Source organism: Acidibrevibacterium sp., assembly GCF_049965395.1.
GTDB classification, from domain to species: Bacteria; Pseudomonadota; Alphaproteobacteria; order Acetobacterales; family Acetobacteraceae; genus Acidibrevibacterium; species Acidibrevibacterium fodinaquatile.
This window is the reverse complement of sequence record NZ_JBMFWJ010000016.1, coordinates 1-11,679: the sequence shown is the minus strand read 5'-3', so window position 1 is coordinate 11,679 and position 11,679 is coordinate 1. Positions and strand designations below refer to the sequence as shown.

The window sequence follows — 11,679 nt, the reverse complement described above, 5'->3', positions numbered from 1 at the left end:
CGCCTATGGCGCGACGAGCCGACGCGTCAGACGAACCATCTGATCGCCGCGCGCGATGCGAAGCGCGATATCCCATTGGCCGGGGGCGGGAAACTCCGACCCGGCGAGATAATGCCCGTCGCCGGCTGGAAGAAAACTGAGCGCCGTTGTATTTTTCGGACCGAGCGGGCGATATGCCTCGGCAGAAACGGTCGCGCCGCTCAAGGCGTGCCCAGCGCGATCGCTGAGTGCGATTTCGGCGCGGCCATTATGCATCGCCACCCCGACCCGCCAGCCGAGCGCCTTTTGTCGTGCCGCGTCCGCCATCACCGCGTTATAGACATTGCTTTCATCAAAGCCGTTTTCCGCAGCGGCACCGGGAAAGGTGGTGAGCGCTGTCCATACCATGCCGGCATTAACGAGAAAGACGAGAAACATCGCGCCGGCGAAAGCGAGCGGATAAAATCGCCAGGGTGAGCGTGTTTCGGCGAGCATGCCCCGATTTTCCCAGACATCGCGCGTCATGATTGGTGCGGCTCCATGAAAACGGCATGATAGATCGCGGTTGCCCCGGTTTCACGATTTTTTAAAACGAAATCAAAATTTTCTCTCCCAACCTGCGAATGATCCGGCTTGGCCTGCACCAGCACCCGGAGATCGCGCACCGAGTCTGCGGGCATCGCAATCAGGGCGGTGGGTTTGGCTTCCGGGCTGATCTCAGAGAGAATGAGCTTTGCATCCGGAAGACCGACGACGCGAAGCTCGAATTCCGCTGGCCGCAAGGTTTTGTTGATGACGCCGAGCGTGTAGCCATTGCGAAGGCCGCCATCCTCGAGCCGGGCATAGAGCGGCGCGCGATCATGGGCGACCGAAAGGCCAATGGTCGCACGCATCATGAGCCCGCTGGCGAGCACGATCACTCCGATCGTCAACACGCCGAGATAAATCAGCGTGCGTGGGCGAAGGAGCCCGAGCGAGGGGTTAACACCGGATTTCTTGGACTCCTGCCGAGCGAGCGTGTCCCAGGTGATGAGCCAAGGTGTGCTGCCGGTTTTCGCCATGACATGGTTACAGGCATCGATGCACAGGCCGCAACTGATGCATTCCAACTGAACGCCATCGCGGATGTCGATGCCGGTCGGGCAGACATGAACGCAGGCCTGGCAATCGACGCAATCACCAAGCGCAGTTGTCTCATGGCCGCCGAGGCGCTTGCCATGCCCGCGCGGCTCACCGCGCCAGGCCTCGTAAGTAACGATGAACGTATTTTCGTCGAGCATTGCCGACTGAAAGCGCGGCCATGGACACATATAGGTGCACACCTGCTCACGCGCCCAGCCGGCGAGGAGATAGGTCATCGCGGTCAGCAGAAAGGTGAAGACATAAACACTGGTTGCCGCATGGCCGGTCCAAAATTCACGAACCACCGTCGGCGCATCGACGAAATACATCACCCAGGCGCCGCCGGTCCAGAACGCGATGAAGAGCCACGCCACGTGTTTAACAATCTTCCGCCCGGCCTTGTCGAATGTCAGCGGGCCACGATCGCGCCGGATGCGTTCGTTACGATCACCTTCGATCTTGCGTTCGACCAGCATAAAAAGATCGGTCCACACCGTCTGCGGACAGCTATAGCCGCACCAGAGCCGCCCGAACAAACTGGTGATGAGAAACAACGTTACAGCACCAAGCGCGAGAAGCCCGGCCAGAAACCAGATGTCTTGTGGCCAGAGCTCAACAGAGAAGAAATAGAAGCGCTCGTTCCACATATCGAGGAGCACCGCCTGATGCGGCGCGTTCGGCCCCCGATTCCAGCGGAGCCAAGGCAGGGCGTAATAGATCGCAAGGCAAAGCGCGAGGACCAGCCATTTGATACGCCGTACCGGCCCATCAACCGCCTTGGGATAGACCCGCACGCGACTGGCATAAAGCGAGGAGGGCGGTGCGATCTCGGCCTCTGGCCGGGGATGGGAGACGTTCATCAAAGTTCTCCGTCCGTGCCCGCGGTGTCGCTATTCGCCGCCGCCGAGCGAGTGTACATAAAGCGCAACCGCCTTGATCATGGCTGGCGACAGGCGTTGGTTCCAGTTCGGCATCACCCCCATGCGGGGATGGGTGATCTGCGCCACCACGGCGGCGCGGCTGTCGCCATAGAGATGCACGTGCGAGGCGAGCGGCGGCGCGCCGACATCGCGATTGCCTTCCGCCTTGGCGCCGTGGCAGGGGGCGCAATTGTCGGCGAACAGCTTGGCGCCGGCCGCGGTATCGACCCCGGGTTTCGCCTTGCCATAGAGGGTCATGACATAGTCAGCGACGTCTTCGATTTGTGTCGGCGTCAGCAGCTTGTCGCCACCGAAATTCGGCATTTGGCTGTTGCGGGCCTCAGGATCGTTCGAACGAATGCCGTGCGTGATGGTCTGCTGGATCGCCTCGAGGCTGCCACCCCAGCGCCAGACATCGGTATCGAGCGCCGGATAACCGATCCGGCCTTCACCCCCGGGACCATGACATGGCTGACAATTATTGGCGAAGGTGGTTCGCCCGGCAGTGAGTGCCACTTCCATGAGATCATGATTTTTCTTGATCTCGGCGAAACTTGCCCGGCCGATTTCCTGCATTTGTGCCGCATGCAGGGAATTCATCTCCTGAAAACCCGCCATCGCTTGAGCGCGCGAGGAAAATCCGAGAAGGCCCGGCGTCACCCGTGTTCCGAGCGGGATCGCCGGGTAAAGGATGAACATCCCGATCGCCCACACGATGGTCGCGAGATAGACATAGACCCACCATTTCGGCAGCGGCGTATTTAGTTCGCGGATCCCATCCCATTCATGGCCAGTGGTTTCGCGGCCGCTGATGACATCTTTTTCGATCTTGGTCGGCATGGCGGCGTTCCTCAGCGGTCATCATCAAGAGGAATGAAGGCGTGTCGTTCGATCCGTGCCTTGTTGCGTGGCCAATAGACGGCGGCTAAAAGCACGGTGAAGATCACCACGGCCGCGAGCAGCAAATAGCCCTGAAGCATGTGCAGAAATTCGGCGGACATGGCGATCTCCTCAGCGATCGAGCTTTTCTTCGTTCGTGTCGGCGAAATCTATCATTGTGCCGAGAACCTGAAGATAGGCGACGAGCGCATCCATTTCGCTGATCATCGGGCCGTTCTTGGTCACGATGACGGCTTTGGGATAGCGTTTCAGGAGAGCCGCGTGATCGGCGTCGGGGTCGGCCTGGGCCTCGAGATCCGCCTGCGCGTTGGCGATGTCGGCAGCATCATACGGCACACCGACGACCCGATTGGTGCGGAGATCATCGGCGATCCGGTCGTAAGAGAGGGGGGTTTCTTCGAGAAACGCATAATGCGGCATTAGGCTTTCCGGCACCACTGATTGCGGATCGCGAAGATGCGCATAATGCCAATCATTCGAGTATTTGCCACCGACACGCGCGAGATCGGGGCCGATGCGTTTCGATCCCCATTGGAACGGATGGTCATACATGCTTTCTGCGGCAAGGCTGTAATGGCCGTAGCGTTCGATTTCGTCACGCAAGGCGCGGATCATTTGGCTGTGGCAGAGATAGCAGCCCTCGCGGACATAGATGTTTCGCCCCGCGAGTTCGAGCGGTGAATAGGGACGCACACCCTTGACCGGCTCGATGGTGTTTTCGATGAAAAATTGTGGAATGATCTCGACCATCCCGCCGATCGCAACAGCGATGAGAGACGCGATCAGCAGATAGATGGCATTTTTTTCAAAGATTTCGTGGCGAAAATGCATGGCGTCAATCTCCGGTAGCGGCGAGGGAAAGGCCGCCGAGAGGTGATGGTGTCATCGCGGTGCACGAGCTCCGCACCGTCATGACCAGATTATAGACCATGATCAGGGCACCGATCAGGAAAAACACACCGCCGAACCAGCGAATGATATAGAGCGGGTGCACCGCGTTGATGCTGTCGATGAAGGCGTATTGCAGAAAGCCTTGCGCGTCATAGGCCCGCCACATCAGCCCTTCCATGATGCCAGCAACCCACATCGCGGTGATGTAAAGAACGATACCGAGCGTCGATATCCAATAATGCCATGCGGCGAGCCGGTTGGAATAAAGCCCCCTCCGCCCCCAGAGATTGGGAACCAGGTAATAGATCGCCCCGAACGTGATCATGGCAACCCAGCCGAGCGAGCCGGAGTGGACATGGCCTATTCCCCAGTCCGTGTAATGGCTGAGCGCATTCACCGTGCGGACCGACATCACCGGGCCTTCGAAGGTCGACATCCCATAGAAGCCGACGGCGGTGACCGAGAAGCGCAGGCCGGGATCGCTGCGCAGCTTGTCCCACGCACCCGAAAGCGTCATCAGGCCGTTGATCATGCCGCCCCAAGAGGGCATCCACAGCATGATCGAGAATGCCATGCCGACGGTCTGTGTCCAATCGGGCAGCGCGGTCCAATGCAGATGGTGCGGCCCCGCCCAGATATAGATGAAAATCAGTGACCAGAAATGCACGATCGAGAGCCGATAGGAATAGATCGGCCGGTTCGCGGCTTTCGGAATGAAATAATACATCATGCCGAGAAAGCCGGCGGTGAGGAAAAATCCCACCGCGGCGTGCCCGTACCACCATTGCACCATCGCATCCTGCGCGCCGGAAAAGAGAGAATAACTCTTTGCGGCATAGAGCGAGACAGGAACAGCAAGATTATTGACGATCACGAGCATCGCGACCGTGAGGATAAAGGAGAGATAAAACCAGTTGGCGACGTAGATATGCGGCTCCTCGCGGCGGAGCAGGGTGCCGGTGAATGCCACGAGATAGGCGACCCAAACGATCACTAGCCAGAGGATGAGATGCCATTCAGGTTCGGAATATTCGCGGCTTTTCGAGAAGCCGAGCACATAGCTCAGCGCTGCCATGATAATGAAGAACTGATAGCCCCAGAAAATGAAATTGGCGAGCGCGGTGCCGCCGAAGAGACGCGCGCGACAGGTGCGCTGCACGACATGAAACGACGTGCCAAGCAGGGCAGAGCCGCCAAAGGCGAAAATCACCGCCGAGGTATGCACCGGGCGGATGCGGCCGAAATTGAGATAGGGCGGCCAGAAATTGAGTGATGGCCAAGCGAGTTCGGCGGCGATAAAGACCCCGGCGAGAAAGCCGACGATCGCCCAGACCATGCTGGCGATGACGAATTTTTTGACGACGTCGTCATTATAGTGGATGACGACACTTGACGTCGGATGTGCCGTGGCTTCAACCATGATGGCGCACACCTTTCGCCTTTGCCGCCGATTCCTCGTCGAAATAGCGACGGATCAGGCCGAACAGGAAAATCACAGAGAACGCCGCGAGCGACCAACCAAAGATCGACATTTCGATATCAAGCGCGTGCGAGGCGAGCATGAGCCCGATCAGCGCAAACACCACCATCAACACGCCGATCACGAGCGCGCCGATGCTTTCTTCCCCATTCATTTAGGAATCTCCTTGCCTTTGCCTCACCCGCCGGTTCCGCGCGCGGAAGACGCTTTTGCTATTGGGAAATGCCTTTATCGTGAAAGAACAATTCCCCGCATTGACATAGATCAAGGCGGATGCCGATGATCTATGTCATCTTTAAGAAATGAATGGCTTATTATCCATTTTTACCCCGCTATGCAGGGCGGATGGCTTGGTTTTACTTGCACAAGGTGGTGTTTTAACAGGTCTCTTGATGGCGGGAGCGGTCGGCAGTGTTGCCCATTGCGGGCCGATGTGTGGGCCATTCGTGCTCGGACAGGTGGCGGGGCGGCTTGCCCGGGTGCCGGCGACGGGTCTTTGTGAGCGGCATCGTATCGCGGCCGGGCTTGTGCTGCCCTATCATCTTGGGCGGATCAGCGTTTATGCGCTGCTCGGGGCGCTGGTCGCAGCGGTTGGGGTCGCGCTCGCGCAGGTACCGTGGCTTGCCCGTCTCGGCGGGATCGCATTGGTGCTGGCGGCGCTGCTGTTCGCCGATCAAGCGGTGCGGCAATGGTTTCCGCGATCTGGCCGGGCGGGCAGCGCCCAGCCGCGCGGCGTTCTCGCCTGGCTTTGGCGGCGCGCAAGCGCGCGACGCGGACGCTTTGGTGAATTCGCCGTGGGGGCGGCGCTCGGCTTCCTGCCGTGCGGCTTTCTCTATGCCGCGCTCGCGGTCGCGGCGGGGAGTGGCGCGATCTGGCGCGGCGCTCTCGCGATGGCGATCTTCGGGCTTGGCACCATGCCGGCGCTGATCGTGGTCGGGATCATGGGTAGCGCCGCCGGGCGTGCCTGGGAGAGCGTGTTGCGCGCCGCAAGCCCGGTGATGTTCGCGGCCAATGCCTTGTTGCTGCTGATCCTCGGCGGCGTGCGGCTGTGGACGTGAAGGAGTGTCGCGGTGAACGAGGCGAGAGAGTATCAGACGCTGCCGCGCGCTGATCAGGAAGACGCGCACCACGCCGACAGCGGGTTCGCCCGTTCCGGTGCTTTTTTTGCCGCCGCGGGTGGCGGTTTGGCACGTCGCCGGTTTGCGCGCCGCCATATCGGCGCGCTCGTCGCATGCCTTGTGCTCGGCTGGGGGGCTGGCGGGATCTACAAGGTCGATCCGGATGAACAGGGCATGGTGTTGCGCTTCGGGCGCTGGCGGGAGACGACGATGCCCGGGCTTCATTATCATCTCCCGCCGCCGATCGAGACGGTGCTGTTTGCGCATGTCATGAGCATCAACGAGATACGCACCGGGGACGCACCCATCGGCGAAAAAGTTGGGAAGGAGGCGCCTGGCGGCGCGCCCCGGTCGCGCGGGATGCGCATGCTGACCGGCGATGAGAACATCGTCGAGGCGGATTATTCCGTGCGTTGGAAGATCAAGGATACCGGGGCTTATCTGTTCAACGTCCAAGACCCCGAGGCGCTGGTGCGGATGACCGCCGAGACCGCGATCCGCGAGGTGATCGGGCGCAATCCCATTCAGGCGGCGCTTTCCGAGGAGCGCCAGCGCATCGCCTTTGAGGCGCAGGCAGAGCAGCAGGCGTTGCTCGATGAGTACGGCGCCGGCATTCTCGTGATCCAGGTCCAGCTGCAGCGCGTCGATCCGCCGCAGGCAGTGATTGATGCTTTCAACGATGTTCAGCGCGCCCGCGCCGATCAGCAGCGCGCGCGCAACGAAGCGGAAGCCTATCGCAACGATATCTTGCCGCGTGCCCATGGCGAGGCGACCCGCATCACCCGTGCCGCCGAGGCTTATCGCCAGCAAGTCGTCGCCCTCGCGGAAGGCGAGGTGAGCGCCTATCGCGCTGCGCATGAGGTTTATCTGCGCGCGCCGGACGTGTTTTCCTGGAGGCTCTATCTCGACAGCATGGATGCGCTGCTCTCCCATGCCGGGCGGGTGGTGCTCGATCCCGGCGGCAGCGGCGTGGGCGCGGTCGTGCCCTATTTGCCACTTGGCGAAATGCCGCCGGCTGCCAAGGCCGAGGCAGCAACGCCGCTCACCGCCCAAGCCGCGCCGGAGCCGCCGCGATGACGCCGCGCCGGCGCGCCTTGACGCTGCTCGCCGTCATCGCTGGGCTCGGCCTTGCGCTCGCCGATGCCGGCTTTGCTCTGCCGCAAGCGCATCAGGCGCTGGTGCAGCGTTTCGGCCGGCTTGTCAGCGTCGATGCCGCGCCGGGCTTGGGCGTGAAATGGCCGTTCATCGACAGCGTCACGTTCTATGACAGCCGCGTGCAGGCGCTCGCGCCGCCGACCGAATTGATCATCCTCGGCGATCAGAAGCGGGTCGAGATCGACACCTACACGCTGTTTCGCATCACCGATCCGGCGCGTTTCGCCGAAACGGTGCAAAGTCTCGCGCAAGCCCGCGCGCAATTGACCCAGATCGTCGGCACCTCGCTGCGCCGCGTGCTCGGGCGCGTCATGCTGCCGGCGCTGCTTTCCGCTGAACGCGCCGCGATCATCGACGCGATCCGCCGCGAGGTCGCCGAGAATGTCCGCCCGCTTGGCCTCACCGTGGTTGACGTGCGTATCCGCCGCGCCGATCTGCCGCTCGAGACGAGCCAAGCGATCTATGACCGGATGACCTCCGAGCGCCAGCGCGAAGCCAAGGAGCTGCGCGCCCAAGGCTTTGAATGGGCCCAGGAAATCACCGCGCGCGCCGACGCCGAGCGGACCGTGCTGCTCGCCGAGGCGGAACGCACGGCGCGCATCACACGAAGCGCCGGCGAAGCCGAGGCCGATCGGCTGGTCGCCGCGGCAGCAAGCAGCGATCCGCGATTTTTTGCCTTTTACCGGGCGATGCAGACCTATCGCGGCGCTATGGCAAAAGCCGCGCCGACCATCATGCTCGCCCCCGATTCGGCGCTGCTTCGCTATTTCAACGAAGCCCTGCCATCGGTCGCGACGGCGAGCGGCAAGGCGGCGGGTGACAGCGATCATGGGCGGTGATGTCCTGCCGGCGGTGATCGCGAAGCCGCTTGCGATTTTCGTCGTCGATGCGCTGGTCGCCGGGGATAACGCGCTGGTGATCGCGCTTTTGTGCCGCGATTTGCCGGCGCGGCGCCGGGGGCGGGTGTTGCTGGCGGCAACGCTCGGCGCGGTCATGCTCCGGCTCGTGCTGATTGCCGTCGCGGGCGTGCTGCTCGCAGAGCCGGCGATGAAGCTGCTCGGCGGGATGCTGCTCGCGCTGATCGCGCTCCGCCTCGGCGCTTTCGGTCGCTTCCCGCTGTCCTGGCGCGCGGCGGGGAAAGGGGTGCTGGCCGCGGCATGGTTGCTCGCCGTCGCCGACATGCTGCTCAGCCTCGACAATGTCGTCGCGCTGGCGAGCCTCGCCGATGGCGATCCGCTCGCGCTCGCGCTGGGACTTGCTGGCAGCATTCTCGCGCTGATGTTCGCAAGTCAGTGGCTCACCCGGCTGATCGCGGCCGAGCCTTGGCTTGGGCGACTGGCGGCGGCGCTGCTTGGGGGAATCGCCGGGCGGATGGCGCTCGCCGATCCGCTGATCGCCGGCTGGATCGCGACGCAAGCGCCGGCGTTGCCGCTGATCGTGCCGCTTCTCGTGGCCGGCTATGTCGCTTTCGTCAATGCCGGCCCGGCGGCGAGATCGGCGGCGCCCATGGCGTTGCCTCGCGCGCGCGCGCCGATCGCGTCGTCAAGGGTCCCAGCGCCGGTGCCGGCGCGGGTCAATCTTGTGCGGCTCGCAATTGGCCGCGAGCTTGCGGTTTTTCTCGCCCTGTTCGCGATAGCGGGGACGCTGCTTGCCGGTGTCGTGCTGCTCGCCGGCCCGCCGATCCGGTAATGTCGGCTGACGCGGCGCCGGGTCAGAATGGGGGCTCGTCGTCACTGGCTCGCCGCGCACGAGAGCATGAAAAGGGTTCTTTTTTGAAAAAAAGAACCAAAAAACGTCTATCCGTTGGGCAGTGCCGAGGGCGCGTCGCGAAAGGTGCTTGCAACCACGCCCGCGCCGGTCCATTTCTTTGCGGCGAAGTTTTTGCGGAGCTAAGACGCCATGGGAAGCTTGAGCATCTGGCATTGGCTGATCGTCTTGATGGTCGTCCTGTTGCTGTTCGGGACTGGCAAGGTGAGCCACCTTATGGGGGACTTCGCCAAGGGAATCAAAGCGTTTAAGAAAAATATGGCGGAGGATGACGATGCCTCCATGGAAGCCTCGGCAGAGCGCCCGTCGGGCTCGATCGCCGGCCCCGGGGTGAAGGCCGGCGCCAAAGAGAAGCAGCAAAGCGCCGCCCATCAGGGATGACCGGCGCCGAGGCCCGCATGCGGGCCGCGCCCCGGATGACCACCGCCGCCGCAGCGGTGGACGCCTTGCTCGCGCATGGTCTGACGACGCTTTACGCCTTGCCGGGGGTGCATAACGATCCGCTGTTCGATGCTCTGCACGCGGCGGCCGATCGTATCCGGGTCATCCACCCGCGCCACGAACAAGCTGCCGGCTACATGGCGCTCGGCGCCGCGCTCGCAACCGGTCAGCCGCAAGCCTTCTCGGTGGTGCCGGGGCCGGGGCTTCTCAATGCCGGTGCCGCCCTCCTCAACGCTTATGGCCTCGGCGCGCCGGTGCTGGCACTGGCCGGGCAGATTCCGCACAACGCCATCGATCGCGGCTATGGCCATCTCCACGAACTGCCCGATCAGCTCGGCCTGCTTCGGCATCTCACCAAATTCGCCGCTCGTATCACCCATCCTGGCGAAGCGCCCGGCCTGATCGCCGAGGCGTTGGCGAAGGCGCAGGCCGGGCGGGCGCGGCCGGTCGCGCTCGAATGCGCGATCGATGTCTGGGGGCGCGAGGCGCCGGTCGCGCCGGTCGCGCCGCTTGCGCTCGCCCCGCTCGCCCCTGATCCCGAGGCGGTGGCCAAGGCGGCCGCCCTGCTCGATCGCGCCGAGCGGCCGCTGATCGTGGTCGGCGGCGGTGCGCTCGATGCCGCGCCGGCGCTCCGCGCGCTCGCCGAGGCGCTGGCGGCGCCGGTGATGAGTTTCCGCCGCGGCCGCGGCATCTTGCCGAGCGATCATCCGCTCGCGGTCTCCTGGCCGGTCGGGCATCGTCTGTGGGCCGAGGCGGATGCCGTGCTCGCGGTCGGCACCCGGCTCCATGTGCCGCTTTCGGTTTGGGGGAGTGATCCCGCGCTGAAACTCATTCGCCTCGATGTCGATGCCGAGGAGATCGAACGCCATCGCCGCCCCGATGTCGCGATCCTCGCCGATGCCGCTCTCGGTCTTGCCGCCTTGCGCGAGGCCCTGCCGCGCCGCGCCCGCCCGGCCCGCGCCGATGTCGCGGCGGCGCAGGCTTGGTTTGCCGGCGAATTGGCGCAGCTTACGCCGCAACTGGATTTTCTCGGCGCCATTCGCGCGGCGTTGCCGGCAGACGGCATCGTCGTTGAGGATGTGACGCAAATGGGCTTCGTCGGCCGGCTCGCCTTTCCGGTCACGGCGCCCAGGCGCTATCTTTCCCCGGGCTATCAGGACAATCTCGGCTGGGGCTATGGCGCGGCGCTCGGTGCCAAGGCGGCGCTGCCTGATCGCCCGGTCGTCCTGCTCAGCGGCGATGGCGGGTTTCTCTATCAGGCCGGGGAAATGGCAACCGCGATGCGGCACGGCATCGCCGTTGTCGCGGTGGTGTTCGACGATGGCGCCTTCGGCAATGTCCGCCGCATCCAGGCCGAGCAGTACGGCAACCGGCTGATCGCTTGCGATCTCCACAACCCCGATTTTGTGCGCATGGCGGAAAGCTTTGGCCTTGCGGCATGGCGCGCCGATACGCCGGCGGCGCTGCGCGTTGCACTCGATGCCGCGCTGGCGCGCCAGGCTCCGGCGCTGATCCATGTCCGCCTCGGCGAGCTGCCGAGCCCCTGGCCGCTCATTCTGCTGCCGCGGGTGCGCGGCTTTGAGGAGTCCTGGCGCCGCGCTTGGCCATGATCCCGCTCTATAATCCCGTTGGGGCACACGTCGTCGCGCCGCAACATTGACCAGGACGCGCCACAGGGAGTAATCCGACATTGCGGCACCCGTAGCTCAGCTGGATAGAGCGCCACCCTCCGAAGGTGGAGGCCACACGTTCGAATCGTGTCGGGTGCGCCATTTCAGAACAGAACTCTGAACACCGGCTACGCCGGGTTTTCCGCCTGACGCGGCGACCAGAGTGCGCAGCAGTTCGGATTTCGATCCCATGATGCGGACCTCGCCATCGGCGACCTCCACGCGCTGGGCGAGCG

The 11,679-nt window shown here is 63.4% G+C and carries 13 protein-coding genes and 1 tRNA gene; 7 read left to right on the top strand and 7 right to left on the bottom strand.

Annotated features, from left to right (window positions below; all coding sequences use genetic code 11):
- Positions 1-3: 3 nt before the first annotated feature.
- From ACP5M5_RS06920 to ACP5M5_RS06890, 7 genes are read right to left on the bottom strand one after another with little or no spacing between them, the layout of a single operon-like run.
- The gene (locus ACP5M5_RS06920) at positions 4-504 is read right to left on the bottom strand and encodes a FixH family protein (protein WP_427936384.1); all 501 of its coding nucleotides are present in this window, start codon (positions 502-504) and stop codon (positions 4-6) included.
- On the bottom strand, positions 501-1,961 hold the full coding sequence (gene ccoG / locus ACP5M5_RS06915) for a cytochrome c oxidase accessory protein CcoG (RefSeq protein ID WP_427936383.1): 1,461 nt from the start codon (positions 1,959-1,961) through the stop codon (positions 501-503). Before ccoG ends, ACP5M5_RS06920 begins: the two co-directional genes overlap by 4 nt.
- 30 nt (positions 1,962-1,991) lie before the next feature.
- Positions 1,992-2,861, bottom strand: a complete 870-nt coding sequence (gene ccoP / locus ACP5M5_RS06910) for a cytochrome-c oxidase, cbb3-type subunit III (protein ID WP_427936381.1) — start codon at positions 2,859-2,861, stop codon at positions 1,992-1,994.
- Positions 2,862-2,872: 11 nt separating this feature from the next.
- Positions 2,873-3,022: a cbb3-type cytochrome oxidase subunit 3 gene (locus ACP5M5_RS06905; RefSeq protein WP_427936379.1), complete on the bottom strand. Its 150-nt coding sequence runs from the start codon at positions 3,020-3,022 to the stop codon at positions 2,873-2,875.
- A 10-nt stretch (positions 3,023-3,032) separates the two neighbouring features.
- Entirely contained in the window at positions 3,033-3,752 is a 720-nt protein-coding gene (ccoO, locus tag ACP5M5_RS06900) for a cytochrome-c oxidase, cbb3-type subunit II (RefSeq protein ID WP_427936377.1), read from the bottom strand.
- A gap of 4 nt (positions 3,753-3,756) precedes the next feature.
- Positions 3,757-5,232, bottom strand: coding sequence for a cytochrome-c oxidase, cbb3-type subunit I (gene ccoN, locus ACP5M5_RS06895; RefSeq protein ID WP_427936375.1), 1,476 nt, complete (start codon positions 5,230-5,232; stop codon positions 3,757-3,759).
- Positions 5,225-5,446, bottom strand: a complete 222-nt coding sequence (locus ACP5M5_RS06890) for a hypothetical protein (RefSeq protein WP_427936374.1) — start codon at positions 5,444-5,446, stop codon at positions 5,225-5,227. Before ACP5M5_RS06890 ends, ccoN begins: the two co-directional genes overlap by 8 nt.
- Before the next feature lie 238 nt (positions 5,447-5,684).
- On the opposite strand from ACP5M5_RS06890, the gene ACP5M5_RS06885 reads away from it, so the two are divergent.
- The 7 genes from ACP5M5_RS06885 (at position 5,685) to ACP5M5_RS06855 (ending at position 11,545) form a co-directional block, all read left to right on the top strand.
- Complete coding sequence (locus ACP5M5_RS06885; RefSeq protein WP_427936373.1) at positions 5,685-6,350, top strand: sulfite exporter TauE/SafE family protein; 666 nt, start codon at positions 5,685-5,687, stop codon at positions 6,348-6,350.
- A 12-nt stretch (positions 6,351-6,362) separates the two neighbouring features.
- Entirely contained in the window at positions 6,363-7,487 is a 1,125-nt protein-coding gene (gene hflK / locus ACP5M5_RS06880; RefSeq protein WP_427936372.1) for an FtsH protease activity modulator HflK, read from the top strand.
- Positions 7,484-8,404: a protease modulator HflC gene (gene hflC, locus ACP5M5_RS06875; RefSeq protein ID WP_427936370.1), complete on the top strand. Its 921-nt coding sequence runs from the start codon at positions 7,484-7,486 to the stop codon at positions 8,402-8,404. The genes hflK and hflC overlap by 4 nt, the downstream gene beginning before the upstream one ends.
- Complete coding sequence (locus ACP5M5_RS06870) at positions 8,382-9,254, top strand: TerC family protein (RefSeq protein WP_427936368.1); 873 nt, start codon at positions 8,382-8,384, stop codon at positions 9,252-9,254. Before hflC ends, ACP5M5_RS06870 begins: the two co-directional genes overlap by 23 nt.
- Positions 9,255-9,464: 210 nt before the next feature.
- Positions 9,465-9,713, top strand: a complete 249-nt coding sequence (locus tag ACP5M5_RS06865) for a twin-arginine translocase TatA/TatE family subunit (RefSeq protein ID WP_131494299.1) — start codon at positions 9,465-9,467, stop codon at positions 9,711-9,713.
- 17 nt (positions 9,714-9,730) lie between these two features.
- Positions 9,731-11,383 carry a thiamine pyrophosphate-dependent enzyme gene (locus ACP5M5_RS06860; protein ID WP_427936367.1) on the top strand — a complete coding sequence of 551 codons (1,653 nt, stop codon included), beginning with the start codon at positions 9,731-9,733 and terminating at the stop codon, positions 11,381-11,383.
- An 85-nt stretch (positions 11,384-11,468) separates the two neighbouring features.
- A tRNA-Arg gene (locus tag ACP5M5_RS06855) sits at positions 11,469-11,545 on the top strand.
- The last annotated feature ends 134 nt before the right edge of the window (positions 11,546-11,679 follow it).

What these genes read in the sequence shown, in the direction of transcription:
- ACP5M5_RS06865 (WP_131494299.1), top strand. Translation starts at nt 9,465, where the DNA reads ATGGGAAGCTTGAGCATCTGGCATTGGCTGATCGTCTTGATGGTCGTC.
- ACP5M5_RS06920 (WP_427936384.1), bottom strand. Translation starts at nt 504, where the DNA reads ATGACGCGCGATGTCTGGGAAAATCGGGGCATGCTCGCCGAAACACGC.
- hflC (WP_427936370.1), top strand. Translation starts at nt 7,484, where the DNA reads ATGACGCCGCGCCGGCGCGCCTTGACGCTGCTCGCCGTCATCGCTGGG.
- ACP5M5_RS06890 (WP_427936374.1), bottom strand. Translation starts at nt 5,446, where the DNA reads ATGAATGGGGAAGAAAGCATCGGCGCGCTCGTGATCGGCGTGTTGATG.
- ccoO (WP_427936377.1), bottom strand. Translation starts at nt 3,752, where the DNA reads ATGCATTTTCGCCACGAAATCTTTGAAAAAAATGCCATCTATCTGCTG.
- ACP5M5_RS06905 (WP_427936379.1), bottom strand. Translation starts at nt 3,022, where the DNA reads ATGTCCGCCGAATTTCTGCACATGCTTCAGGGCTATTTGCTGCTCGCG.
- ACP5M5_RS06885 (WP_427936373.1), top strand. Translation starts at nt 5,685, where the DNA reads ATGGCGGGAGCGGTCGGCAGTGTTGCCCATTGCGGGCCGATGTGTGGG.
- ACP5M5_RS06860 (WP_427936367.1), top strand. Translation starts at nt 9,731, where the DNA reads ATGCGGGCCGCGCCCCGGATGACCACCGCCGCCGCAGCGGTGGACGCC.
- ccoP (WP_427936381.1), bottom strand. Translation starts at nt 2,861, where the DNA reads ATGCCGACCAAGATCGAAAAAGATGTCATCAGCGGCCGCGAAACCACT.
- ccoN (WP_427936375.1), bottom strand. Translation starts at nt 5,232, where the DNA reads ATGGTTGAAGCCACGGCACATCCGACGTCAAGTGTCGTCATCCACTAT.
- ccoG (WP_427936383.1), bottom strand. Translation starts at nt 1,961, where the DNA reads ATGAACGTCTCCCATCCCCGGCCAGAGGCCGAGATCGCACCGCCCTCC.